Source organism: Burkholderiales bacterium, from assembly GCA_035560005.1.
GTDB lineage: Bacteria > Pseudomonadota > Gammaproteobacteria > Burkholderiales > Eutrophovitaceae > DASRFY01.
On sequence record DATMAN010000027.1, the window covers coordinates 70,584 to 94,801 of the forward strand.

The following is a 24,218-nucleotide window of genomic DNA, read 5'->3' on the forward strand; positions in this document are numbered from 1 at the left end:
CCACTGGCGCCGAAAACCCGAAGGCACCAGGAATCGCCGGGAAACCGGCCAATCGACGGGCCGACGAATCGTGCATTCGTGTACATGCTTGCGCGCGTATTCCGGTCACCCGGGCGATCGGCGCTGTCGATGACTTACCGAATGGACACGAGCAAATCATGAACGCACCACTGGATGTGGCCGATCCGGCGCTGGAGAAGGATCTGCTGGCCGCGGTCGAAGCGAGCCGCGAGGAACTGCTGTTGCTCGCCGCCTCGCTCGTTCGATTCCCGAGCCTTTTGGGCGAGGAAGGCGCTGCGCAGGATTTCATGGAGGGGCTGTTTCGCGGCATGGGCCTGACGGTCGACCGCTTCGCGGTGGATGACGACCAACTCAAGAACCTTCCCGGCTACGCCCCGGCACTCGGGCGCTGGCCGCGGCATGACAACGTGGTCGGCATTCATCGGCCGGCAGTCGAGCGCGGGCGCTCGCTCATACTCAACGGCCATATCGACGTCGTGCCGGTTGGCGCCGAGTCCCTGTGGACGTCACCTCCGTTCGAGCCGGTGGTCAGGCACGGGCGTCTGTACGGGCGCGGCAGCGGCGACATGAAGGCGGGGATCGCGGCTTATGTCACGGCCTTCCAGGCACTGCGCAAGCTGGGGCTGCAACCCGCGGCGACGCTGTTCCTGCAGTCGGTGGTGGAGGAGGAATGCACCGGCAACGGCGCGCTTGCCTGCCTGCACCGCGGCTATCGAGCCCGGGGCGCCGTGATTCCGGAGCCGTTCGACGAGACGATCCTGCGCGCGCAGGGCGGCGTGATCTGGCTTCAAGTCGAGGTTTTCGGCAAGCCGGCGCACGTGGCCAGCGCCGGCCAGGGCATCAACGCGATCGAGGCGGCCTATGCCTTGTGGCAGGCGTTGAAGGCCCTGGCCGATGAATGGAACAAACCCGCCGCGCGCCATCCTGCATTTGCCCACCTCGATGCGCCCATCAAGTTCAACCTCGGCCGCATCGAAGGCGGGGAATGGGCCTCTTCGGTGCCGACGCGCTGCCGCATGGATCTGCGCTGCGGCTTCTACCCCGGCACCACCGCCGCTCAGGCACGCGCTGCGCTGGAAGCCACGCTGGCGGCGGCTGCGGAACACGATCCACGCCTGAAGGGCACGCGTTACGCAGTGCGCTACGCCGGTTTCCAGTCCGAGGGTTGCGTAATCGACGTGGACCAGCCGCTGGTGAGCCTGCTCGCTGACAGCCATGAGCGCGTGGCTGGATGCCGGCCGGAGTGGTTTTCCTCCGCCGCCACGACCGACGTGCGCGTATTCAACCTCTACGGCGACACGCCGGCCACCTGCTACGGTCCGCAGGCCGGCAGCATTCACGGCATCGACGAGTGGGTCTCGATCCAGAGCATGCAACGGGTGGCGGCGGTGCTGGCTTTGTTCATCGCCCGCTGGTGCGGCGTCGAAAGGCAAAGGAAGCAGCCGTGAAGCGTCCCGGCCTGGCGGGACTGGTGCTGTCTCTGTTCTGCTGCGTGGCCTGGCCTGCGGGTCCGGCACATGTCGATATCACGTGGATGTCGATTGCCAACCTGTACATCGAAGCCGGTCCGGTCAAGGCGGTATTCGACGGCTACATCACGCGGCTGCCGCAATCAGCGTTTCGCGGCGGCGGCGGCGGTTACGCCTACACGACGCGGCCGTTCAAGCCCGATGTCGCGGCGGTGTCGCGCGTGCTCGATGCACTGGGCGGTCCCCGGGCGGTCAATCTCCTGCTGACCGGCCACAGTCACTGGGACCACTCGTTCGACACCGCCACATGGTCGCGGCTCTCCGGCGCACCGGTGATCGGCTCACGCACGACGTGCTTCCAGGTGAGGGCCGAGAACATTCCCGCCGAGCGCTGCACTCCGGTGGAGGGCGGAGAAACGTTCAGGCTCGCCGATGGCGTGACGATGCACGTAATCCGCTGGAACCACAGCGGGGATCCGGCCGTGAACTGGGAACAGCACGATCCGGTGGAACTCGATGGCGTGCCGCGGCCCGATCCCGGCACAGGTGGACTGCGCCCGGGTGTGGCGGAAGACTTCCCGAACGGCGGGGGCAATCGTGCGCTGCTCTTCGTGTTCGACGGGCCACGGGGCCGCTACAGTCTGTTCGTGCAGAACTCCGCCAGCCCGATCGATCTGCACATGCCGATCGTCGTCGACGGCGTGAATTACGGCGCGCCGCTCGACAACCTGCAAAAGGCGATCGAGCAGTCCGGGCTCGCGCGCGTGGATCTGTGGATCGGTACCGGCGGCAGGCCGATCGCGGAGAGCGTCGTTCCGATCATCCGGCCGCGCGCCTACATTCCGATTCACTGGGATGGGTTGTGGGAACCGTTCGAGGCTGGGCTGCCGTGGGCGTTCAACGATACGGCGCTCGAAACCTATCTCGGGCAACAAGGCGTGCGGTTGCTCAAGCCCGGCCAGTACATGGACAAGTGGCGTCTGTCCGCGCTCGGCACGCAGCCGGCGCCCAATGCGCAAATCAAACGCGCACTGGGATTCTCCGAGGTTCAGTCGTTCGATCGGCGATAGCGGCCGGAAGCATCCGGGCCGAGAACCCAATCAGAAGAGTTCGATGCAGACGTGCGCAGCGCGTGCAGCATCAGGACGAAAGACGAGCCTGCCTCAAAACCCGAGGCCTTTTCTGACGTCTTGCTTTTTTCACGCTATCGCTTCGAGCTCGCAGTTCTTTTTTGCAGACCACACCTGAAGGAGGTGAAAGATGGGCATGCTGCAGGAGTTCAAGGAGTTCGCAGTCAAGGGCAACATGATCGACATGGCGGTGGGCATCATCATCGGCGCCGCTTTCGGAAAAGTGGTCGATTCCCTGGTCAAGGACATCATCCTGCCGCCTATCGGGCTGCTGCTGGGCGGTGTCGATTTCAAACATCTGTACGTCAATCTCGGGACTGCCCGCTACGAATCGCTGGAGGCGGCGGAAAAGGCCGGCGCGCCGCTGCTGAAGTACGGCGCGTTCATCTCCACTCTGGTCGATTTTCTGATCGTGGCCTGCGCTATCTTCATCGCGGTGAAAGCGATGAACAGGCTTCGGGCAATGGGCGCCTCCAAAACGGCCTGAACTCGGGCGCGCGGGCTGCGAGGGGGCGTCGCGTGGCAGCGACAGGTCCGGTTGGGCAGCGTCCAGCGTCGGCCGACTGACATTGAATGTCAGCGCGGCGCTGGACAGCCGCGTCCTGGGTGCACCATCCGCCCGGCATGGGGCTTGCGGGCTCGACGTGCGATCGAGGTTCTCGTGATCGCGAACACCGCACTGCGTTTTGCCCTTCCGGCGGCCATCGTCCTGACGCTCGCCGCCTGCGCAGGTGCGCCCCCGCGCGGCAGCTCCGCTCCCGCGGTGCGCGCCGCTGACTACGCGCTCGAGATGGTTGGTCGGCCCTATCGCTACGGCGGTTTCACGCCCGCCGGCTTCGACTGCAGCGGGCTGGTGCACTACAGCTTCGCGCGTGCCGGGGTGCGCACGCCACGCGATACGCCGGGGCTACGCCGCCTGGGCGAGCGGCTCGACCGCGAAGCCGTGGCCAAGGGCGACCTCGTCTTCTTCGACCAGGAGGGCAAGAAAGCCGCCCACGTCGGCATCTATCTTGGCGACGGCCGCTTTGTCCACGCCCCCTCGACCGGCGGGCGCGTTCGCGTCGATCGCATCGATTCTCCCTACTGGCGGCGGCACTTCAACGAAGCGCGCCGCATCTGACGCGTCAACCGCAGCGCATCCCGCGCGTTTGCACGGGTTTCGAGCAGCCGGCATCGTCTCGGCGGCTGTCGTGAACCGCGCGCCGCAATCTCTGTCTGTGATGTCGTAGCCGGAATCGGCAACCGCGGGCCGGAAGGTTCGCCTGCGTCCTTTTCGTGGAGGAATACGATGTCAGTCGGACAGAATCTGAAGAAGCTCCTCGCCGCGCTGCTGCTACCGGCAGTGCTCGGCGGGATTTATGTTCTCGCCCTGCCCGGAGACCGCCAGGCGGGCGCCGCCAACCAGAGTGTGGCCCCGAGCACTCCGGTCGCGCAGGTGCAGGGCCTGCCGGACTTCACAGCCCTGGTCGAGAAGTACGGGCCGGCGGTCGTCAACGTCTCGGCCACGCGCAGCACGCCGGTGGCGATCCCCTCACCCTTCCGGGGACTTCCCGAAGACGATCCATTCTTCGAGTTCTTCCGCCGTTTCGGCGTGCCCGTGCCGCCGCCGGGCGATGCACCGCTGCAGCGCGGCCAGGGCTCCGGTTTCATCGTCAGCGCCGATGGCCTGATTCTGACCAATGCCCACGTAGTGGCCGATGCCACCGAGATCACGGTCAAACTGACTGATCGGCGCGAGTTTCCCGCCAAGGTGGTCGGCGTGGACCGCCGCACCGACATCGCGGTGCTCAGGATCGATGCCAAGGACTTGCCGGCGGTCAGGATCGGAGATCCCGAGCAACTGAAGGTGGGCGAGTGGGTGATCGCGATCGGTTCGCCTTTCGGCTTCGAAAACAGCGTGACCGCGGGCATCGTCAGCGCGAAGGCGCGCTCGCTGCCGCAGGAGAACTACGTGCCGTTCATCCAGACCGATGTCGCGGTCAACCCCGGCAACTCGGGCGGCCCCCTGTTCAACATGAAAGGCGAGGTAGTCGGCATCAACTCGCAGATCTTCAGCCGCACCGGGGGTTACATGGGTCTGTCCTTCGCCATCCCGATCGACGTGGCGATGGATGTGAAGGACCAGCTGGTCAAGTACGGATCGGTAACCCGCGGACGGATCGGCGTGAACATCCAGGCAGTCGATCAGGCCCTGGCCAACTCATTCGGCCTGCCCAAGCCTCAGGGCGCGCTGGTGAGCCGTGTGGAGCCCGGCAGCCCGGCTGCCAGGGCCGGATTGAGGGAAGGCGACGTGATCCTCGGCATCAACGGCAAGGAGATCTCGCATCTCTCCGAGCTGCCGGCGCGCATCGCCGCCACCCGCCCGGGCACGACGATCGAGCTGCAGATCTGGCGCGACCGCGCCCGCCGCGACGTGACGGTCACGGTCGGCAAGCTGGAAGAGGCCGCGGTGGCGCGCGCCGACGACGACGCCACGGACGCGGCCACCGGCAAGCTGGGCCTGGCCGTGCGCGAGCTCACGCCGGAAGAGCGCTCACGGCTGCAGTCCGAAGGCGGACTCATGGTCGAGGAGGTGCGAGGGGCGGCGGCCAAGGCCGGCATACGCCCCGGCGACGTGATTCTGGCGGTCGGCAACACCCCCGTGAAGTCGGTCGAGGAGCTGCGCAAGCTCACGGCCAAGCCGTCGGGCAAGAGCATCGCGCTGCTCATCCAGCGCAACCAATCGCGCACTTACGTGCCGGTGCAGATCGGCTGAAGGGCTTCCCCGAGAAGGGCGTGCGATCCGGCGATCACTCGCCCTTCGTTCATGCGCGGTCCTCGTAACCGGGCGGCGGGACGAAACCCCCGACGGCAGCCGCCATGCAGCGCGCAAAGTGGATCGTGACGCGGTCGCCAAACTCCGGCCCGACGATCTGCAGACCGACCGGGAGGCCATTGCGGGTCAATCCGACCGGCGCGACGGTCGCCGGCAGATAAGCCATGGTGGCCAGAGCGATCCACGCAAGCTGTTCCCAGTACCAGCGCGCCTCGCCGTTGATCCGGATGGTTCTGGCCATCAGGTCTTCGCTGTGGTCATGGGGGATGGCTGCCACGGGGCTCGTCGGCATCAGCAGCACGTCGAACTCTCGGAAGAAATCGCGCAGCCGGGCACGCAACTGCTCGCGCCGCTCGTGCACCGCGAGCCAGTCCCGGTGCGCGGCGTTGGCGTAGCGCGCGAGCTTCGCATGCCAGCTCTCGGGCGGGCTTGCCGCGCCCGTCTCGATCACGCGGGCCATCGCCTTTTGCGACAGATGGGCCGTCGTGACCGGCCAGAGCAAACGCAGGTAGTCGTCGAACAGTGCGCCCAACCGCGGCACGGGTCGGGCGCGGCGGATGCTCACGCCCGCCCTGCCCAAGGCGTCCAGGCAGTTCTCGAGCAGTTCCTTGACCGCGCCGTCGATCGGAAAATCGCCGTCGTCGATCCACACCGCGGCGCGATAGTTCTGCAGTCGGCGCACGCAAGCTTCCTTCAGGGCTGCCGCCGGTCGCGCCGCTGCCAGCAGAACCGTTTCCAGATCGTCCGCATGGCGCGCGATCGGACCGACGACCGCCAAGTCGGGCGCTGCGACGTTGCCCGGCGGCGGTGGAATGTGTCCCTGGAAAGGGATGAGCCCGTAGGTCGGCTTGTGACCGTACACGCCGCAGCAGTGCGCCGGAATGCGGATCGAGCCGCCGATGTCGCTGCCCAGCTCGAAGGCCGAAAACCCGCAGGCCACCGACACTGCGGAACCGCCCGAAGAGCCGCCGCAGCTGCGCGTGCGGTCCCACGGATTGCGGGTCACGCCGAACAGCGTGTTGTAGGTCTGCAGGTCTCCCGTATAGATCGGTGTGTTGCTTTTGCCAAGCACGATGCAGCCGGCGCCAATCAGCATCTGCACAGCGGCGGCGTTGCGCTCGGGCACGTACCGGCTCCACTGCGCAGCGCCGCACGTGGTGCGCATGCCGGCCGTTTCCAGCGAGTCCTTGATTGTCACCGGCACCCCGGACAGCGGCGGCAACGCCTCGCCGCGGGCACGCGCGGCGTCGGCCCGATCGGCACTGCCGCGCGCACCCTCGTAATCGAACGTGACCACCGCGTTGAGCCTCGCGTTGTCGGTGGCGATCCGCGCAATCACGCGCTCCAAAAGTTCCCGTGCCTTGACCCGCCGTTGCCGCAGCGCCGCCGCCAGCTCCGCGACAGTGGAAAATCCGTTCATGGCCGTCCGGCGCCGCGGCGAGCCATGACCAGCGCGGCGATCGCGCCGGCGACAAAACCGCCGATATGCGCGCCGTAGGCAACTCCAGTGGCCGACGGGGCAACGACGAAGGGCAACAGGTTATCGACCAGCAGATACAAGCCCAGCGCCACCCACGCGGGCACCAGCACCACATGGGCGAAGAACGGAATCAGTACCAGGAAGCGCACGTAGTTGCGCGGGAACCACACGAAGTAAAAGCCCAGGACCCCGGAAATCGCGCCCGAGGCGCCCACCATCGGCAACGGCGAGTCCGCCGCGAACCACGCGTGCGAGAGCGTCGCCGCCACGCCCGTCGCCAGATACCAGAACAGGAACCAGAAAGAACCCAAGCGATGCTCGACGTTATCACCGTAGATCCACAGAAAGAGCATATTGCCCAGCAGATGCATGAGCCCGCCGTGCAGGAACATGGCGGTAAAGAGCGCGACCACGCTCGGGGCGGCCGGGCGGTAGCCGTACTCGAAGGTCACGAGATCGTAGGCGCTGAGCTGACGGAGCACGCTCTGCAGCGAGGTTCCCGGCGGCAAATTCTCCGCGATTGCCTGCAGATACAAAGGCAGCCGAGGATCGCCCGGCGCAGGCGCGACCGCGGACAATGGCACGCTCACCATCACGAACACCGCGACGTTCGCCATGATGAGCAGAATCGTCACCGGTCCGATGCCGCGGGGGTTGGGGTGATCTCCGATCGGGATGAACATGCGTCGAGAAGCGAACCAGCGCCCGGGCGCGCGGATCAACAGCAACCAGGTCGTAAGGATTGGGGTCCGGGTAATGCGAAGAATAGCGTGAACACCGCTACAGGGGCGCGCAGGCCTTGGCGTGATCGGGGACCGCTGTCGGTAGGGCAAGGCCCGGCATCGGTGGCGCTTTCGGGCTTGTGCCCGGGCGTGTTGCACGGCTCGAGACCCCGAGCTGGCAGCCGTGTGCGATGCCTGCCCAAGGTATCCTGGATACAAGACGCGAGGACTCAGCTGGTTAGCTCATGGTTTTAAAGTCGAGTCGCAACCTGAGGGTCCAGTGGAACGCGCCGCGCTGTCTTGCAGTTCGGCGATCAGACATCTGCAGAGGCGCGCATCTGGCGGTTGCGGTGCGCGCCGAAACATGGCTCAATTTCAAGCTACAACGAAGAACAACAAGATACGCAGCCAACGAGATCCGAAGTCCAAACACCCGCTGTGACTAGGGAGGCGGCGGTGCAGCAACAAGATTCCGCACGGGAGTATCCGGATCTCAGTCCGGAGCTGGTGGAGATCGTGCGCGCTGTTCAGGCCGCGCTCATGGAGAGGAGAGCGCGGCTTCAGCTCGAGTTGATCGACACCGGGCCATCCAAGCTCGAGTCCGCATTTGCCCGGGAGAGTGCCAGGCGCCTGCCGGTGGCCGGCGCCATCGCTTCCCATCCCCAGTTGATCGCCGCGATCGTCGAATCGGCCGACGCCGCAATCATCAGCGAAACCGTCGACGGCATCGTGCTCACCTGGAACAAGGGCGCCGAGCAGATCTTCGGCTATGGCGCGGAGGAGGTCATCGGGCAGAGCCACCTTTGCCTGTTTCCGGATTTCCTGAAACACGAGGAGGCCAAGATCTGGAAGCAGGTGGTGGCCGGCGATTCGGTCACGCAGTACGAGGCGGTACGCCAGCACAAGAGCGGACGATTGATCGATCTGGCGATGAGCATTTCGCCGATCCGCGAGAACGGCGAGGTGGTGCGCGTGGTGATCGTCGCCCACGACGTGACCGAGCGCAAGCGCATCGAGCGCGCGCTCATGGAGAGCGAGCGCAAGCAGCGCCAGCGCGCGGCCGAACTGAAGGCCGTGCTCGACTCGGTGCCGGCCGCGGTCTGGATCGCTCACGATCCCGAGTGCAAGGTAATCACCGGCAACCGTGCTGCCTATGACCTGCTGCGGCTGCCCCAGGGCAGCAACGTCTCCTTGAGTGCGCCCGACGCCGAGCGACCGAAGCACTTCGCGGTATACCGCAATGGACGCGCGCTCGCGCCCCACGAGCTGCCGGTGCAGATGGCCGCTTCGCGGGGGATCGAGGTGCGTGACTTCGAGGAGGACATCGTCTTCGACGATGGCACGATCAAGCACCTGATCGGCAACGCCACACCACTGCGTGATGCCCAGGGAAATGTGTACGGTGCGGTGGCCGCCTTCGTGGACATCACCGCACGGCGCGCGGCGGAAGACCAGATCCGCCACATGGCACACTTCGATTCGCTCACCAATCTGCCGAACCGCGTGCTTCTGATGGACCGTCTGGAACAGGCGATCGCCATGTCGGCGCGCAACCAGACGCATACCGGGGTGATCTTCGTCGATCTGGACTACTTCAAGCAGATCAACGATACGCTCGGCCACCATGTCGGAGACCTGCTGCTGCAGCAGGTGGCGGAGCGGCTGCGCAACGGAGTGCGCGAAGTCGATACCGTTTCGCGGCTCGGCGGCGACGAGTTCCTGGTGATTCTGCCGGAGCTGCGCCAGACCGAAGATGCACGCAACATCGCGCGCAAGCTGCTGTCGGTGCTGTCGGCCGATTACATCGTCTCCGGCCACAAGCTGCAGATCACCCCGAGCCTGGGCATCAGCGTCTATCCCGAGCACGCCCGGGAAGCGAGCGCTCTGATCCGGCTCGCCGATCAAGCGATGTATCAGGCCAAACAGGCCGGTCGCCACACTTTCCGTTTCTACGGCAACTAACTGCGGCGCGCGGCGCGCTGCGCGCGGACACGCATCGTCGGCCGCACGTACCCGGACGGCACGGCTAAGCCGGACGGATGTCCAGTCGTTCGCCGACCGGGATGCAGTAGATGTGCACGGGCTGACTGCGGCCGCGCAACACGAGCGGAGGCAGCGCCAGGGGAGCCAGCTCGAATTTCGCTGCCTCCAGAGAGCGCTTCACCGCCTCGGAAAACAGCATCTCGCCGGCGCGCGCCCGCTGGCCCAGGCGCGATGCCACGTTCACCGTGTCGCCGATGATGGTGTAGCTCATGAACTGCGGGGAGCCGACGTTGCCCGCGATGACTTCGCCTTCGTTGATTCCGATGCCAAGACCGACCTCGATGCCGAGCCCGCGCTTCCACTGCTCTGCCAGCTCGCGAAAGCGCGACAGCATGTCGCCCGCGGCTCGAACCGCGCGCACCGACGCGTCCGGTTGTTCGATCGGAACGCCGAACCCGGCCAAGAGACAGTCGCCGGCCATATTGAACACCGTGCCCTGGTGCTCGAAGGTGATCCGGGTAAGCAGCGAGAAGTATTCGTTGAGCAGAGGCACCACCTCCGCCGGCGAGAGCTGCTCGGAGATGCGGGTAAAACCGCGCATGTCCGCGAAGAGCACCGTGGCGCGAACCCGCGTGTTGCGATCGGCCAGCGCCGTCTGGCGCAGCGCCTCGTCGGCCAGTATCCGGTCGACCAGCGCAGGCGAAACATAGCGGCGGAACGCCTCGCGGATTTCTTCCCCGCGCCGGATTTCCGCGTCCAGGCGCGCCGCCGCCAGCGTGCGCCGCGTGGCTCCGACGCGCAGCAGCGCGCTGACGCGCACCAGGAACTCCTCGCGACCGACGTCCCGGGTCATGAATTCGTCCACCCCGACCGCGAAACCTTCGAGCCTGTGCTGCGAGGAGTCGGCCAGCACGAGAAACGGCAGCGAGACGGTCTCGGGATCGTTTTTCAGGAGCCGGCACAGATCAAGACCGGTTAGGTCGGGGCCGTCGACGTCGGCCACGATCAGATCCGGTGGCTGCCCTGCCTGCACCAGGCGCAAGACGTCCTCGCACGACTCCGCGCCTTCGACCACGATGCCGGAGCCGTCGAGATGGCGGCTGACCAGAGCATGATTCGCCCCCCCGCGCCCGACGACCACGACCCGAAACGGTCGCTCCCGTGCCAGCACGCTGCGCTCCCCCGTCAGGATGGACTTCCTGAACTACGGCATCCCCGCCGTTTCTTCACTCCTGCCGCGCGGGTGCCTTCGCCCCCCGCAGAAAATCGAAATCGCAACCGAAATGTGCCTGCAGCACGTGGTCGCGATACAGCTTTGCGTAGCCTCGCGAGGGAGTCGGCGGCGGCCGCCAGGCACTGCGTCGGCGGCCGAGTTCCTCCTCGGCGACCAGCAGGTCGAGCCGGCGCTCCCTGACCGAGAGCCGGATGCGATCTCCGGTGCGCACCAAAGCAAGGTTCCCGCCAGAAGCGGCGTCCGGTGCGACGTGCAGCACCACCGTGCCGAACGCAGTGCCGCTCATCCTGGCGTCCGAGATGCGAACCATGTCCTTGACCCCGGCCCGCGCCAGTTTTCTGGGGATCGGCAGGTATCCGGCTTCGGGCATGCCCGACGGGCTCGTCGGGCCGGCGTTTTTCAGCACCAGGAAGTCATCCGCGGTGACATCGAGATCCGGGGCGTCGATCCGCGCCGCCAGGTCCTCCAGCGATTCGAAAACCACCGCGCGCCCCTCGCGCTCGAACAGCCTTGGATCGGCGGCCGCGCGTTTCAGGATCGCGCCTTGTGGCGCCAGAGTGCCGAACAGCGCAACCAGGCCGCCGCTCGCCTGATAAGGATCCTCGAGCGGGCGGATCACGCTGCGATCGACGAACGCCGGCGGATTCGCCAGCCGTTGCCCGAGTGTCTCGCCGGTCACCGTCTTGCAGCCGAGGTCGAGCAGATCGCGCAACTCGTAGAGCACCGCCTGCATCCCGCCGGCGGCGAACAAGTCCTGCATGTAGTGGCTTCCGGTCGGCTTCAGGTCCACCAGCACCGGCGTGCGCTCCGAAATCGCGTTCAGCGTGGCGAGCGGCACGTCGATCCCGGCGCGGCCCGCGATCGCCGCGAGATGGATAATGGCGTTGGTGGAGCCTCCGATCGCCAGCAGCACGGTCAACGCGTTGCGCACCGCCGCGGGCGTGACGATCTCCAAGGGAATCGGTCCGCGCGCCAGCGCCATGCGCATCGCGAGTTCCCCGGTCGCTTCTGCCGCGCGCAGCCGGTCGGCGTGGACCGCAGGGATTGCGGCCGTTTGCGGCAGCATCATCCCGAGTGCTTCCGCCAGACAGGCCATGGTGCTCGCGGTGCCCATCACGGCGCAGGTGCCCGCGGTGGTGGCGAGATTGCCTTCGATCTGCTCGATCTCTTCATCGTCGATCTCGCCGGCGCGGTACTTCGCCCAGAAACGCCGACAGTCGGTACACGCACCTAGGCGTTCGCCTCGATAAGACAGTGCCATCATTGGACCGGTGACCAACTGAACGGCCGGCACCGCGGCCGAAACCGCGCCCATCAACTGCGCGGGAACGGTCTTGTCGCAGCCACCGATCAGGACCGCCGCGTCCATGGGCTGGGCGCGCAGCATTTCCTCCACGTCCATCGACATGAGATTGCGGAACATCAGGCTGGTGGGCGAAAGGAAGACCTCGCCCAGAGAAATCGTCGGAAAATCGACAGGAAGCCCCCCGCTTTTCAGCACTCCCCGCTTCACCGCCTCGACCAGTTCCGGCATCAAGCGATGGCAGTTGTTGAAGCCGCTGGGCGAGCTGCAGATGCCCACGATCGGCCGATCCAGCGTGTCCCTGGAATAACCCATCGATCTGGCGAACGAACGACGCAGATAGGCGGCGAAATCCGGGTCGCCGTAGTGGGTGAGATTGCGACGGATGCCTCGCGGCTGATCGCTGCGGTTCTTGGTCATGGTCGAGCATCGTCCCCGAGCGCGAGTTCGAAAGCAAATATGCCGGTGCACCTCGCAAGCCCCCGGCGCTTGCCGGCCAGTCTCACTCCCGATCCGGCGCCGCCAACCGGTCTGAAGGACGGTCAGGCCGAAGAACAACGCTTCGGAGATCCGGTGATGCGCTGCGCTGATCGGGAGTCGTCGCCGAGGGCGTCGATCGAGATCCGGCGATGCGCACAGGCTCAAAGACGCTCGAGGACGGTCGCGGTCGCCTGACCGTGCCCGATGCACATGACCTGCAACCCGAGGCTGCCTCCGGTCGCCTCCAGGCCGGCAAGCATCTTCGCCATCAGGCCTGCTCCTGTTGCACCCAGCGGATGTCCGTGGGCGATGGCACCGCCCCACGGATTGACCTTGGCCATGTCCGGCTCGACCTCTCTTGCCCACGCGAGCACAACCGAGGCGAAGGCCTCGTTGATCTCGATCCAGTCGAGATCCGAGACGGTCAGCCCCGCCCGCTTCAACGCCAGGCGCGTGGCGGGGATCACGCCCGTCAACTGCATCGTGGGATCGTCACCGATCGCCACGCGCGCGCGGAATCGCGCTCTTGGCCTCAAGCCGTCGGCCAGCGCCGCCGACCGCTCGCCGATCAGGACCGCCGATGCGCCGTCGGAGATCTGGCTCGAATTCGCCGCCGTCACTACGCCGCCCTGCGCACGGAAAGCGGGTTTGAGCGAGCGCATCTTCTCCTCGTCGATAATGGCCCGCACGCCTTCGTCCCGCTCGAGCAACATCGTCCGTCCTTCGGGCGAAACGGCAGGCGTGGGAAGGATTTCCACGTTAAGCCTCGATGCCTGAGCCCGAGCAGCGCGGCGATGGCTCTCCTTCGCGAAATCGTCCAGCGCCTCGCGCGTAAGCCCCCATTTCCGGGCGATGCGTTCGGCGCTTTCTCCCTGATGGATCAGATCGTGCCGCTTGAACAGCTCGGGATTGAGGCGCTCGAACCCCTGGTTTGCGGCTCCCAGCGAGATGTCCAGAAACATCGGCACGCGGGTCATGCTCTCCACCCCGCAGCCGATGACGTATTTCATGTCTCCGGCTGCGACCGCCTGGGCGGCGAAGTGAACCGCCTGCTGCGAGGAACCGCACATGCGGTTTAGCGACACGCCGGGCACTTCCACCGGCAGCGCGGACAACAGTACCGCCAGGCGCGCAGGATTGGCGCCCTGCTCTCCGGCCAGCGTCACGGTCCCGGCGATCACGTCCTCGATCTTTCCCGGATCGATCCGGCTGCGAGCCAGCAATCCATCGATGGCGTGAGCGAGCAGGCTGTCCGGTCGCTGCTCGCGCAGCGCGCCGCCGCGCCTGCCGAACGGCGTTCTAACCGCTTCGATGACGACAGGTTCGCCCATGAGCGTGGCTCAAGTATTCGTCACCAGCACCACCTTGCCGCTGACGCGCTTGTACATGACCTCGTTCAGCGCCTCGGCAGCGCGTTCGAGCGGATACGTCGCGTGCACGTGCGGCCTGACCCGCCCCTCGACGTAGAGCCTCATCAGCGCTTCGTTGTTGCGCCGGTTACGCTCCGGCTCGTTGCGGGTGAACGCGCCCCAGAACACGCCTACGATCGAGCATCCTTTCAGCAGGGCCAGGTTCAACGGAATTTTCGGAATCTCGCCCGCGGCGAAACCCACCACCAGAAAGCGGCCGTTCCATGCCATATCGCGCAGCGCGGGCTCCGAGTAGGAGCCACCCACCGGATCGAACACCACATCGACGCCCTTGCCGGCGGTCAGCATCTTGATTCGGCCGCGCAGATCCTCGGTTCCGTAGTTGATGAGTTCGTCGGCACCGTTGGTCTTGCAGACCTGAAGCTTCGAATCCGATGAGGCGGCGGCGATGACTCTCGCACCCATGACTTTACCGAGTTGAATCGCGGCGATGCCGACGCCGCCTGAGGCTCCAAGCACGAGCAGCGTCTCGCCCGGTGCCAGTTGCGCGCGGTCCTTCAACGCATGGTAGGACGTCCCGTAGGTCAGGACGAAGCCCGCCGCCGAGACGAAATCCATCGAGGCAGGCATGGCGATCGTGCGCTCGGCGTCGACCGCCAGTTCCTCGGCAAACCCGCCCCACGTCGTGAACGCGATCACCCGATCGCCCGGTTTCGGCGAAACGACGTCCGGCGCGACCTCCTTGACCACGCCGGCGACCTCTCCACCGGGCGAGAAAGGCGGCTCCGGCTTGAACTGGTATTTGCCCTGGATGATCAGCGTGTCAGGGAAGTTGACGCCGCAGGCCTTCACCGACAGAACCACCTGACCCCTGGCGGGCCTGGGCGATGGCACGTCCTCGACCCTGAGCTTCTCCGGCGGCCCCAGCTCCTTGCACAGGACTGCTCTCACCGGCTCACGCTCCCGAGGGTCTCACCAGGGTCGTTCCTCAGGATTTTCTCGACCTGGCGCCAACCGGCCTCGGCCATCGGGCGAGCACGCTTGCCCTGCTCATAGGCATAAGCGCTTGCGGCGGTACCGTCCTTGACTCTGCCCATGATGCCCTGAAGGATGGCCGCCAGCCGGAACATGTTGTAGGCCATGAAGAAGTCCCAGTGCGCGATGCTGGAGCGCCCGGTGCGCTCGCAGTACATGCGCACGTACTCCTCTTCGCTGGGAATGCCGAGCGCCTTCAGATCGACGCCGCCGATGCCGCGGAACTCGGCGGAGGTCAGGCGCCAGTACATGCAGTGATAGGCGAAATCCGCCAGCGGATGCCCCAGCGTCGAGAGTTCCCAGTCGAGCACGGCCAGAATGCGCGGCTCGATGGGATGGAAGATCACGTTGTCCATGCGGTAGTCGCCGTGCACGATCGTGGTCTCGTCTTCCGGCGGGATGTTCCTGGGCAGCCACTCGATCAGATTCTCCATCGCTTCGATGCGCTCGGTTTCGGAAGCGCGGTATTGCTTGATCCAGCGATGGATCTGCCGCTCGATGTAGTTGCCGGGCTTGCCGTAGTCGGCAAGTCCGAGCGTGACGTAGTCCACGCAGTGCAGGGCCGCGATGACCCGATTGAGTTCGTCGAACATTGCCCGGCGCTGCGCCTTGCTCATCCCCGGCAAGGTCTGGTCCCACAGGACGCGGCCTTCGACGTAATCCATGACGTAGAACGTCGTGCCGATTACCGATGGGTCCTCGCACAGGCAGTAAGTACGGGCCACCGGGACTTCGGTGCCGTGCAGCGCCGTGATCACGCGATACTCCCGTTCCACCGCATGCGCCGAGGGCAACAGCTTGCCAGGCGGCTTGCGACGCAATACGTAACGCCGGCCACCGGCCTTGAGCAGAAAAGTGGGATTGGACTGCCCGCCCTTGAATTGCTCGACCTGCAGAGGACCGGAGAAACCTTCGATGCGGGCGCTCAGGTAGCGCTCGAGGCTGGCGACGTCAAAGCGATGTCGCTCCTGGACCGGCATCGTGCCGATGAACTGCTCGTGCATGCCCTCCTCCTTGGCGCCGTCGAGAATAGCATAGGCCCGCCTTCGCTCCGCGCGCCGCCGGGCCCGGGCGCAAACCACTGTGCCCTTGTGCCCCTGTGGTTAAATTGCCTCCGGCAGGAAGGGTAGGGATGAGACAGTTCAAGGATCGCGTCGCGGTGGTTACCGGAGGAGCCAGCGGCATCGGGCGCGCCATGGCTCTTCGCTTCGCGCGCGAGGGCATGAAGGTCGTTCTCGCCGACATCGAGGGCCCGGCCCTCGAGGCCACGGAACGGGAGTTTCGCGATCTCGGCTTGTCGGCGACCGGCGTTCTCTGCGACGTCTCCAAGGCCCGGGACGTCGAGGCGCTGGCGCAGGCTGCGCTGCGCGCCCACAATGGGGTGCACGTCGTTTGCAACAACGCGGGCGTGGCACCGCTCGGGCTGGTTTGGGAACACTCGGTCAAGGACTGGGAGTGGGCCTTGGGGGTGAACGTCTGGGGCGTGATTCACGGAATCCGTGTCTTCACGCCGATCCTGCTCCGACAGGGCGACGAGGGCCATATCGTCAATACCGCTTCGGTCGCGGGATTGCTCTCCCTGCCCGGAATGGGCATGTACTGCCTGACCAAGCACGCGGTGGTCGCACTCACCGAGACCCTGTATCACGACTTGACCAGGCGCTCCGACAGGGTGCGCTGCTCGGTCCTGTGCCCGGCCTACGTGCCGACCCGTATCTCGGATTCCGAGCGCAACCGTCCGCCCGACCTGCGCGACGGCCGCACCAGGTCCGAGGAAGAACAGGCCCTCGAGCAACAACTGCGTCACGCGGTGCAGTCGGGACGGATCTCTGCCGAGCAGGTGGCCGACATGGTGCTTGAGGCCATCCGGGCCGAGCGCTTCTACATCCTGCCGCACCAGAGAATCAAAGGCGCGATCGAAACCCGCATGCAGGACATCCTGATGGAACGCGCGCCGACCGATACGCTAAAGCGCTGACGACTGATCGTCGGCGCCCGCGGTCAGGTAGTCTTCCGGAAGCCCTACGCGATTGCCCAAGGCAGTGTGAGCACCGCCCACAAGGCGATCATCAAGGCCAGCGGCAGTGTCAGTTTCAGAACTTTTTCGAGCATCGTCGTCGCGCGAGCGCCGGGCCGGCGCCTCGGCACCCGACAGGCATCTTAATTAAGAATGATTATCATTTCCTAATCATTTGTCAACCGACCGACAGCTCCAAATGCCTTCTTCAAGAATCGCCTTTCTGGCGGGATTGCGCGACGTTGTCCCCTTGCTCGTAGGCGCCGCCCCGTTCGGAGTCATCTACGGCGTGCTGGCCGTGGAGGCCGGCATTGCACCGGCTGCGGCGCAATTCATGTCTCTGGTCGTGTTCGCCGGCTCGGCGCAACTCATCGCGGTGCAGCTCACGAGCGCCGGGGCGTCGGGCGTTGTGATCGTGCTGAGCGTGTTCATCGTCAACCTGCGCCACGCCCTGTACAGCGCCTCCCTCGCGCCCCACACCAGGGCGCTGCCGCGCAGCTGGAAGTGGCTGCTGTCGTACCTGCTGACCGACGAGGCGTACGCCGTCGCGATCAATCGCTACCGAGAGCAGGCCGATCAGTCTAACAACCACTGGTATTTTCTCGGTGCAGGGCTTGCGCTCTGGACCACGTGGCAGGTCGCGACCGCGGCCGGAATCGTTCTCGGCACCGAGATTCCCGCCGGCTGGTCGCTCGATTTTGCCCTTCCGCTCACGTTTATCGCCATCGTGGCGCCCGGGCTCAGGACAAGAGCCGATCTCGCGGCGGCACTGGTCGGCGGGATAGTGGCGCTGCTCGCTTGGGCCTTGCCCTACAAGCTGGGGTTGATCGCTGCGGCTTTGGCGGGTATTACGGCCGGCCTTTTGGTCGCGAGGCGCGGATGACCGAGCTATGGATGGCGCTGCTCGCAGGTGGGGCGCTGACCTTCCTGAGCCGGCTGTCGTTCATTTCGCTGCTCGCCGGCCGCGAGATTCCGCCGCTTGCCATGCAGGCGCTGCGTTTCGTACCACCCGCGGTGTTGAGCGCGATCGTCTTTCCCGAGCTGCTGATGCGTAACGGCACGCTGGACGCCGCGCCCGACAACCCGCGCCTGATCGCGGGCTGCATTGCGATCTTCGTGGCGTGGAAATTCAGACGGATCCTTCCCACGATCGCTGCGGGGATGGTGAGTCTGTGGCTGCTTCTGTCGCTTGCCTGAAGCTCACATCCTGATTGGTTTCTTGGCGAGTTTTCGCTGCAGCGTTCTGCGGTGCATCTTCAGCGCGCGCGCGGTGGCGGAGATGTTCCCGCCATGTTCGGCCAGTACGCGCTGAATATGCTCCCATTCCAGGCGCGCGAGAGAGGGTGGATCGGCAAGCGGCACATGCGCATCGCCCGCTTCGCGGCACAGCGCCTCGAGGATCTGATCCGCATCCGCCGGCTTGGCGAGGTAGTGCACGGCGCCCAGTTTGATCGCTTCGACCGCGGTGGCGATGCTGGCGTATCCGGTCAGCACGATCGTGCGCGTGCGCGGCAACGCGGCTTTCAGCCGCGACACCACTACCAGCCCTGAATCGCCGGGGAGTTTGAGATCGACGATTGCATAGGTGGGCCGCACACGCATGGCGAGCTCCAGCGCCTGCTTGGCCGATGTCGCCAATGACACGTTGTACCCCCGCCGAACGAGAGACCGGCCGAGGACCGCGCCGAATGTGTCGTCGTCCTCCACGAGCAGAACGGTGCAGCTCATGCCGCACCTCTGGCCGTGGTCGGCAGCGTTACGCGCGTGGTGGCACCGCCTTGCGCACGGTTCCCGAGGTCAACGCGGCCACCCAGTCGTTCGACAGCGGCCTTCGCAAGCAGCAGCCCGAGCCCAAGTCCCCGTCCTGGCTTTTCCGTATAGGGCACCACACCGGCCATCCGTCTGGCTTCGTCCGACATCCCAGGCCCTTCGTCTCGGATCTCGATCGTCACTTCGCGCGCTGACCAGTCGCACACCACCTCAATAGGCTCCGCCGAGGCGTCGGCAGCGTTGTTCAGCAGGCTTACCAGCGCCTGGACGGTCGTCTCCTCCACCATGACGGCCGGCGCCTCACCATCTCCTGCGATACGCACAGTCAGACGAGACGCGGGGCGAAGGATGCTCCATCGGTTTTCCGCCTCAGCGATCAGTTCGCGCAAAGCGATCAGCCGGACGCTCTCGGCCCGAGCGCTTCCTGCGCGACCGACCAGGCTGGTCACGATCCGTTTGCAGGCTTCCACCTGTTCGCGCAAGGCGCGCAAGTCTTCGACGAGGCGGGAACCTTCAGGACGTTCCCGCTCCATGTCCTTGACGATCACCGCCATGGTCGACAGCGGTGTGCCCAGCTCGTGTGCCGCACCGGCAGCAAACGTACCCAGCGCCACCAGCTGCCGATCACGCAACGCCCGTTCTCGTGCCGTCGCAACCTCGCGATCCCTTGCCCTCAGCGACTCCGCCATGCTTGCGACGAAGGACGCGATCAGCGCGGCGCTCAGCAAGAAGTTCAGCCACATGCCCAGCACGTGGAGCCCGAATGCGTCCGAGTGCCGCGCATGATCGTCACCGAGCGGCTGGTACCAGAAGAGCAGAACGGTGTACGCAGCAACCGTCAGGATGGTCATGGTCCATGCGTAGCGCATGGGCAGCGCTGTGGCCGCGATCGTGAGCGGAAGAAGATAGAGCGACACGAAGGGGTTGGCTGCCCCGCCCGTCAAGTACAACGCCACGCTCAGAAGCACGACATCGACCGAGAGCTGCCCGAACACCTCCGGATCGCTCGCGGGCCGACGATCCCGCAGCCGCCAGGCGGTGAGCGCGTTGAAGGCGGCAAACGCTCCTGTGATCGCTGCAAGTGCAGCAAGCGGGAGTTCGATGTCTAGCACAAAGGCGGCGATCAGCACCGCCACGAGCTGGCCGGCGATGCTTACGTTGCGCAGCCAGAACAACCTGCCGAGACGGGCCTCGGCAGACACTGCAAGCATGCGGTCCGGCATCCTGGTCTCCAGTAGCGAAAGTTGGAATTCTACGGTGCGCACGCGCCGCGCCCGCGGTGCGACAAAGTGTCGCATTCCCTCGGCGGCACACCTTCGCCTAGCATTCGCAAAGCTTTTCCACCCGTGAGCTCGCGATGCGACCGATTTGGTGGTTTCTCGCCGCGTGTCTTGCCGGCAGAGCTGCCCCCGCAGCGGCCGGCTGTGGCACTGCATTCTGCTCGCTCAGCACGGATTGGAGCATTCAGGGCGCCTGGACCGATCCGGGCAGTCGCGTTGATCTGCGCTACGAGTTCATCGACCAGAATCAACCGCGCACAGGCACTCGCAACATCTCCGTCGGAGACATCCCTCAGCACCACGATGAGATCCGCACCATCAATCGCAACTGGATCGTTGGATTCGAGCATACCTTCGGGCCCAACTGGAGCACCGGCTTGCAACTGCCCATAGCGAGCCGCAGCCATTCGCACATCCACAACCACCATGGGGCACAGCTGTTCGAGGCCTGGAACTTCACGGAAGTCGGCGATGCGAGGATCGTCGGCCGCTATCGCTTCGCGCCCGAGCTGCCGGATTCCGGCGCTTTCGGTTTGCAGTTCGGCTTGAAGCTGCCCACCGGCAAACACAACGTCAAGAACACGCAGGAAGACTTAGCGGAGCGGTCGCTGCAACCGGGCTCCGGTACCGTCGATGCGATTCTCGGCGGATTTTTCTCTGGTCAGCTGGGAGACGATGCACTCTGGTTCACGGATGCAACATGGACCTCCGCGCTCGCCGAGCGGGACAACTATAAACCTGGCAAGCGGGTCGTGGTTATCCTGGGGGCTACGCTTCCCTGGACCACCCACCGCGCCTTTCTGCTCCAGTTCTATGCTCAGTGGAAGGACCGCGACTCGGGCTCGGAGGCAGACCCGGAGAATACCGGTGGCGCCTATCTGCATGTCTCTCCGGGCGTGAGCTTCGAGGGCCGCAGGACACAGATCTACAGCTTTGTGCAGCTTCCCCTGTATCAGCGGGTGAATGGAGTCCAGCTCGTCGCAGACTGGGCTCTTGTCGCGGGCTTGAGCCGCAGATTCTGACGCGGGTACATCCCGCACCTACGCGTGCCATGGGCCGCTCGTGGCGATTCGCGCCAGCTGCGCTGCACGCGATGTCCTGTGTCGATTGCAGGTGTCGGCCATTGGTCCTAAAATGCCGCGCGCCATGTAGATCGCCTTCCATCGCCGCCTTCGGCGGCACCCGCGGCCCCTGGTGTTTCCGGGGGATTCCCCAATCGCGGCCTCACGTGCCGCCGTAGCCAGTAGTACCGTCATGGATCGATTCAATCCGCCCTTGTCTCCGGAAGTCGCCCGGCGCCGGACGTTCGCCATCATCTCTCATCCGGATGCCGGCAAGACCACGCTCACCGAGAAGCTGCTGCTGTTCGGTGGCGCCATCCAGGCAGCGGGTACCGTGAAAGCCAGAAAGAGCGGCCGCTACGCGACCTCGGACTGGATGGCGATTGAAAAGGAGCGCGGCATCTCGGTAGCCAGCTCGGTCATGCAGTTCGAATACAAGGACTGCGTCATCAATCTGCTCGACACGCCGGGCCACCGCGACTTCTCGGAAGACACCTACCGCGTGCTGACCGCGGTGGATGCCGCGCTCATGGTGATCGATTGCACCAAAGGCGTGGAGCCGCAGACCGTCAAGCTGCTCGAGGTGTGCCGCCGCCGCAACACGCCGATCATCACGTTCATCAACAAGCTGGACCGGGAGGGCCGCCATCCCTTCGAACTGATCGACGAGATCGAAGAAGTGCTCAAGATCCACTGCGTGCCGGTCACCTGGCCGATCGGCATGGGCAAGCGCCTCGCCGGGATCTACGATCTGGGAGCCGATCGCATCTTGCTCTACCCCGGCGCAGGGGCGGCGGACGAGCGCGCGGTCGAGGACGTTCCGGGGCTCGGCGGCGACGCGCTGCAGACCCGGTTTTGCGCCGAGATCGCCGATGCGCGCGAGGAGATCGCGCTGCTGCGCGCCGAAGGCCGCGCATTCGACCGCGAACATTTCCTGGAGGGAGAGTTGACCCCGGTGTTGTTCGGCTCGGCAATGAACAATTTCGGCGTTGACCGGGTGCTGGACACACTGGTTTCGCAGGCGCCCGCTCCGCGTCCACGCGCGACCCTGCAACGCGAAGTCCATCCGGACGAGCCTCGCTTCTCCGCGTTCGTCTTCAAGATCCAGGCCAACATGGACCCGCAGCACCGCGACCGCATCGCTTTCCTGCGCGTATGTTCAGGCCGTTTCGAGCGTGGCATGCGCCTCTTGCACGTGCGCTCGGGAAAAGAGCTGCGCGCCAACCAGGTCGTGAGCTTTCTGTCCCAGCGCCGGGAGACCGTGGAGGACGCCTGGCCTGGGGACATCATCGGCTTGATGAACCACGGCAGCATCGACATCGGCGACACCTTCACCGAGGGCGAAACGCTGTCGTTTCTCGGCATACCCTATTTCGCGCCCGAGCTGTTCCAGGCGGTGACGCTGCGCGACCCGCTCAGGAGCAAGCAGCTGCAGAAGGGGTTGCAGCAACTCGGCGAGGAAGGTGCGATCCAGGTCTTTCGCCCGCTGCTCGGCAACGAAGTCATTCTCGGCGCGGTCGGCGCGTTGCAGTTCGATGTCGTTGTGCATCGCCTCAGGACAGAGTACGGGGTGCAGGCCACGACCCGGCCGCTGTCCCTGTATGGCGCACGCTGGATCACTTCGCGCAATCCCTCGAAGCTCGCCCAATTCCGTGAGAAGCTCGCGGCGAACCTGGCGATCGACGCCTCGGGCAGTCTCGCCTACTTGGCTACCTCCCGCCCCAACCTCGAACTGACCATGGAACGTTGGCCGGAGATCGCGTTCCACGACGTCCGCGAGCACGCCGGACAGCCGGCCGGCGCTGCGACGGAGGGTCCGGGCCGCGCCTGAGAAGGGCGTTGAAGCTGCGCTCCGATCCGTAGGGCGGATCGTTAAGGATGAATAGCGCCTTCATGTCGATCGCGATGAGTGACGGCGTTGTCCGTCACCGGCAGAAAAGGAATCATGAGCAGGCCGTGCAGTTTCAGCGACCGTCGCGGGTTCTCCAGCCCGTTCACGCCGATCTGCATCGCGCGATGGCCGAGGCGCGGTTGAGCGCGGTTGCTGCCGAACAGCCGGTCCCAAACCGAGCGGTTGAACCCGTAGTTGCCGTTGGTTTCTCGCGGGTCCTTTGAGTGATGCACGCGGTGCATGTCGGGCGTGACGATGAGCCAGCGCAGTATCCTGTCCGGCCCCGCGGGCAGGCTCGCATTGGCGTGGTTGAACACTGCGGCGCCGTCCAACACCACCTCGAAGATCATCACCGCCTGCGCCGTCGGGCCGAAAGCAAAGATCACCGCCGCCTTGACGAGCATCGACGGGGGCGATCAACATTCCGCTGCCGGAGCTGCAAAAACGGCTCGGCGATCTGTCCAAGCGCAAGGAGATCGTCGCCTACTGCCGAGGGCCTCATTGCCTGATGGCGTTCAGCGCCGTGAAGACATTGCGCAGCAAGGGCTACAAGGCGCGCAGACTGGAGACCGGACTGCCGGAGTGGAAGAGCGCCGGCTTGCCGGTCGAGGCAACCGGCCCGGCCCCGCTCCATCGAGCTTGAGCAGGCGGGCAAACAACCGGCGTGAGTTCTCCGGGTCTTGCCCTCCGGCGGTCCTCGAGCGTGCCCCGCGGCAAGCGCGGGAGCACCCGTTACCTGGGCTTGCCGCTGCCGTGCTTGACGAACGGAAAGATCTGGGTATAGCCGAGGATGTCGGTGATCAGCAGCACGATGAAGATCACCAGCAAAAAGCCAAGCACGCTCACTCCGCCGGCGGGCGCGCTCTCGATCTTGTGCGCCAGCGTCGAGACTTCCTCGTCGGAGAGCGCCGCCACCCGTTCTTCGGCTGCCCGGGGATCCACGCCGAGTTCCTGCATCTTCGCCCGCACTTCGGCCCGTCGCAGCGTCTCCAGCACAAAGCTCCGGTCGGCGGTTGCGTCGCGCGCCGCGACGATCTGCTCGGTCGTGATCAGGCCCGCGGCCTGCACCTGGCCCAGCAACGCCATCCACACAACCAGAAACCCCGCAAGCAGTCTTTTCACTTTTCGATCTCCCTGGTAAAGAGCGGTTGAGTCAC

22 protein-coding genes and 1 pseudogene are annotated in these 24,218 nt (G+C 65.5%); 12 read left to right on the forward strand and 11 right to left on the reverse strand.

The genetic code is table 11. The features are described 5' to 3' along the window. Positions 1 to 158: 158 nt before the first annotated feature. The 5 genes from VNM24_03040 to VNM24_03060 all read left to right on the forward strand — a co-directional run bounded on the left by VNM24_03040 (position 159) and on the right by VNM24_03060 (position 5,375). Complete coding sequence (locus VNM24_03040) at positions 159 to 1,469, forward strand: ArgE/DapE family deacylase (GenBank protein HWQ37574.1); 1,311 nt, start codon at positions 159 to 161, stop codon at positions 1,467 to 1,469. Further along, positions 1,466 to 2,560 (forward strand): MBL fold metallo-hydrolase, encoded by a 1,095-nt coding sequence (locus tag VNM24_03045; GenBank protein HWQ37575.1) that lies wholly within the window; start codon positions 1,466 to 1,468, stop codon positions 2,558 to 2,560. Before VNM24_03040 ends, VNM24_03045 begins: the two co-directional genes overlap by 4 nt. 190 nt (positions 2,561 to 2,750) lie before the next feature. Beyond that, the gene (mscL, locus tag VNM24_03050; GenBank protein HWQ37576.1) at positions 2,751 to 3,107 is read left to right on the forward strand and encodes a large-conductance mechanosensitive channel protein MscL; all 357 of its coding nucleotides are present in this window, start codon (positions 2,751 to 2,753) and stop codon (positions 3,105 to 3,107) included. 174 nt (positions 3,108 to 3,281) lie between these two features. Further along, positions 3,282 to 3,740: a C40 family peptidase gene (locus VNM24_03055; protein ID HWQ37577.1), complete on the forward strand. Its 459-nt coding sequence runs from the start codon at positions 3,282 to 3,284 to the stop codon at positions 3,738 to 3,740. A 168-nt stretch (positions 3,741 to 3,908) separates the two neighbouring features. After that, entirely contained in the window at positions 3,909 to 5,375 is a 1,467-nt protein-coding gene (locus VNM24_03060) for a DegQ family serine endoprotease (GenBank protein HWQ37578.1), read from the forward strand. 49 nt (positions 5,376 to 5,424) lie between these two features. Here the strand turns inward: VNM24_03060 and VNM24_03065 are convergent, their stop codons facing one another. Next, the gene (locus tag VNM24_03065; GenBank protein ID HWQ37579.1) at positions 5,425 to 6,855 is read right to left on the reverse strand and encodes an amidase; all 1,431 of its coding nucleotides are present in this window, start codon (positions 6,853 to 6,855) and stop codon (positions 5,425 to 5,427) included. Next, entirely contained in the window at positions 6,852 to 7,598 is a 747-nt protein-coding gene (locus tag VNM24_03070) for a rhomboid family intramembrane serine protease (GenBank protein HWQ37580.1), read from the reverse strand. The genes VNM24_03065 and VNM24_03070 overlap by 4 nt, the downstream gene beginning before the upstream one ends. A 495-nt stretch (positions 7,599 to 8,093) precedes the next feature. Here VNM24_03070 and VNM24_03075 point away from each other — a divergent pair, with 495 nt between their 5' ends. After that, entirely contained in the window at positions 8,094 to 9,599 is a 1,506-nt protein-coding gene (locus VNM24_03075) for a diguanylate cyclase (protein HWQ37581.1), read from the forward strand. A gap of 64 nt (positions 9,600 to 9,663) precedes the next feature. Here VNM24_03075 and VNM24_03080 read toward each other — a convergent pair whose 3' ends face one another. The 5 genes from VNM24_03080 to VNM24_03100 form a co-directional block, all read right to left on the reverse strand. Beyond that, positions 9,664 to 10,791, reverse strand: a complete 1,128-nt coding sequence (locus tag VNM24_03080; GenBank protein HWQ37582.1) for an adenylate/guanylate cyclase domain-containing protein — start codon at positions 10,789 to 10,791, stop codon at positions 9,664 to 9,666. A 55-nt stretch (positions 10,792 to 10,846) separates the two neighbouring features. After that, a complete protein-coding gene (locus VNM24_03085) occupies positions 10,847 to 12,577 on the reverse strand; it encodes a dihydroxy-acid dehydratase (GenBank protein HWQ37583.1) in 1,731 nt (576 codons plus the stop codon). Between the two features lie 221 nt (positions 12,578 to 12,798). Further along, positions 12,799 to 13,968 (reverse strand): thiolase family protein, encoded by a 1,170-nt coding sequence (locus VNM24_03090; protein HWQ37584.1) that lies wholly within the window; start codon positions 13,966 to 13,968, stop codon positions 12,799 to 12,801. A gap of 9 nt (positions 13,969 to 13,977) precedes the next feature. Next, the gene (locus VNM24_03095; GenBank protein HWQ37585.1) at positions 13,978 to 14,958 is read right to left on the reverse strand and encodes an NADPH:quinone oxidoreductase family protein; all 981 of its coding nucleotides are present in this window, start codon (positions 14,956 to 14,958) and stop codon (positions 13,978 to 13,980) included. Beyond that, positions 14,955 to 16,046 (reverse strand): phosphotransferase, encoded by a 1,092-nt coding sequence (locus VNM24_03100; protein HWQ37586.1) that lies wholly within the window; start codon positions 16,044 to 16,046, stop codon positions 14,955 to 14,957. Before VNM24_03100 ends, VNM24_03095 begins: the two co-directional genes overlap by 4 nt. Positions 16,047 to 16,174: 128 nt before the next feature. On the opposite strand from VNM24_03100, the gene VNM24_03105 reads away from it, so the two are divergent. The 3 genes from VNM24_03105 to VNM24_03115 all read left to right on the forward strand — a co-directional run bounded on the left by VNM24_03105 (position 16,175) and on the right by VNM24_03115 (position 18,256). Next, positions 16,175 to 17,020: an SDR family oxidoreductase gene (locus VNM24_03105; protein ID HWQ37587.1), complete on the forward strand. Its 846-nt coding sequence runs from the start codon at positions 16,175 to 16,177 to the stop codon at positions 17,018 to 17,020. Between the two features lie 238 nt (positions 17,021 to 17,258). Next, on the forward strand, positions 17,259 to 17,942 hold the full coding sequence (locus VNM24_03110) for an AzlC family ABC transporter permease (GenBank protein HWQ37588.1): 684 nt from the start codon (positions 17,259 to 17,261) through the stop codon (positions 17,940 to 17,942). After that, positions 17,939 to 18,256, forward strand: a complete 318-nt coding sequence (locus VNM24_03115) for an AzlD domain-containing protein (GenBank protein ID HWQ37589.1) — start codon at positions 17,939 to 17,941, stop codon at positions 18,254 to 18,256. Before VNM24_03110 ends, VNM24_03115 begins: the two co-directional genes overlap by 4 nt. 3 nt (positions 18,257 to 18,259) lie before the next feature. Here VNM24_03115 and VNM24_03120 read toward each other — a convergent pair whose 3' ends face one another. Together VNM24_03120 and VNM24_03125 are read right to left on the reverse strand one after the other, a co-directional pair. Further along, positions 18,260 to 18,787: a response regulator transcription factor gene (locus VNM24_03120; protein ID HWQ37590.1), complete on the reverse strand. Its 528-nt coding sequence runs from the start codon at positions 18,785 to 18,787 to the stop codon at positions 18,260 to 18,262. Then, on the reverse strand, positions 18,784 to 20,052 hold the full coding sequence (locus VNM24_03125; protein ID HWQ37591.1) for an ATP-binding protein: 1,269 nt from the start codon (positions 20,050 to 20,052) through the stop codon (positions 18,784 to 18,786). The genes VNM24_03120 and VNM24_03125 overlap by 4 nt, the downstream gene beginning before the upstream one ends. A gap of 134 nt (positions 20,053 to 20,186) precedes the next feature. Between VNM24_03125 and VNM24_03130 the strand changes: the two genes are divergently transcribed. Beyond that, complete coding sequence (locus VNM24_03130; GenBank protein HWQ37592.1) at positions 20,187 to 21,131, forward strand: hypothetical protein; 945 nt, start codon at positions 20,187 to 20,189, stop codon at positions 21,129 to 21,131. A 232-nt stretch (positions 21,132 to 21,363) separates the two neighbouring features. Beyond that, on the forward strand, positions 21,364 to 23,001 hold the full coding sequence (locus tag VNM24_03135; GenBank protein ID HWQ37593.1) for a peptide chain release factor 3: 1,638 nt from the start codon (positions 21,364 to 21,366) through the stop codon (positions 22,999 to 23,001). A 41-nt stretch (positions 23,002 to 23,042) separates the two neighbouring features. On the opposite strand, the gene VNM24_03140 is transcribed toward VNM24_03135, so the two are convergent. Further along, complete coding sequence (locus VNM24_03140; protein HWQ37594.1) at positions 23,043 to 23,465, reverse strand: sterol desaturase family protein; 423 nt, start codon at positions 23,463 to 23,465, stop codon at positions 23,043 to 23,045. 5 nt (positions 23,466 to 23,470) lie between these two features. On the opposite strand from VNM24_03140, the pseudogene VNM24_03145 reads away from it, so the two are divergent. Beyond that, positions 23,471 to 23,704 (forward strand): annotated as a pseudogene (locus VNM24_03145) (rhodanese-like domain-containing protein). A gap of 89 nt (positions 23,705 to 23,793) precedes the next feature. Here the strand turns inward: VNM24_03145 and VNM24_03150 are convergent. Beyond that, positions 23,794 to 24,183, reverse strand: coding sequence for a PA2779 family protein (locus VNM24_03150; GenBank protein HWQ37595.1), 390 nt, complete (start codon positions 24,181 to 24,183; stop codon positions 23,794 to 23,796). Positions 24,184 to 24,218: the final 35 nt, after the last annotated feature.

Bases quoted from the DNA above. Each gene is read 5' to 3' on its own strand.
- VNM24_03140 (HWQ37594.1), bottom strand. From the start codon at position 23,465: ATGCTCGTCAAGGCGGCGGTGATCTTTGCTTTCGGCCCGACGGCGCAG.
- VNM24_03065 (HWQ37579.1), bottom strand. From the start codon at position 6,855: ATGAACGGATTTTCCACTGTCGCGGAGCTGGCGGCGGCGCTGCGGCAA.
- VNM24_03070 (HWQ37580.1), bottom strand. From the start codon at position 7,598: ATGTTCATCCCGATCGGAGATCACCCCAACCCCCGCGGCATCGGACCG.
- VNM24_03040 (HWQ37574.1), top strand. From the start codon at position 159: ATGAACGCACCACTGGATGTGGCCGATCCGGCGCTGGAGAAGGATCTG.
- VNM24_03115 (HWQ37589.1), top strand. From the start codon at position 17,939: ATGACCGAGCTATGGATGGCGCTGCTCGCAGGTGGGGCGCTGACCTTC.
- VNM24_03105 (HWQ37587.1), top strand. From the start codon at position 16,175: ATGAGACAGTTCAAGGATCGCGTCGCGGTGGTTACCGGAGGAGCCAGC.
- VNM24_03110 (HWQ37588.1), top strand. From the start codon at position 17,259: ATGCCTTCTTCAAGAATCGCCTTTCTGGCGGGATTGCGCGACGTTGTC.
- VNM24_03060 (HWQ37578.1), top strand. From the start codon at position 3,909: ATGTCAGTCGGACAGAATCTGAAGAAGCTCCTCGCCGCGCTGCTGCTA.
- VNM24_03130 (HWQ37592.1), top strand. From the start codon at position 20,187: ATGCGACCGATTTGGTGGTTTCTCGCCGCGTGTCTTGCCGGCAGAGCT.
- VNM24_03090 (HWQ37584.1), bottom strand. From the start codon at position 13,968: ATGGGCGAACCTGTCGTCATCGAAGCGGTTAGAACGCCGTTCGGCAGG.
- mscL (HWQ37576.1), top strand. From the start codon at position 2,751: ATGGGCATGCTGCAGGAGTTCAAGGAGTTCGCAGTCAAGGGCAACATG.
- VNM24_03125 (HWQ37591.1), bottom strand. From the start codon at position 20,052: ATGCCGGACCGCATGCTTGCAGTGTCTGCCGAGGCCCGTCTCGGCAGG.
- VNM24_03135 (HWQ37593.1), top strand. From the start codon at position 21,364: ATGGATCGATTCAATCCGCCCTTGTCTCCGGAAGTCGCCCGGCGCCGG.
- VNM24_03085 (HWQ37583.1), bottom strand. From the start codon at position 12,577: ATGACCAAGAACCGCAGCGATCAGCCGCGAGGCATCCGTCGCAATCTC.
- VNM24_03120 (HWQ37590.1), bottom strand. From the start codon at position 18,787: ATGAGCTGCACCGTTCTGCTCGTGGAGGACGACGACACATTCGGCGCG.
- VNM24_03100 (HWQ37586.1), bottom strand. From the start codon at position 16,046: ATGCACGAGCAGTTCATCGGCACGATGCCGGTCCAGGAGCGACATCGC.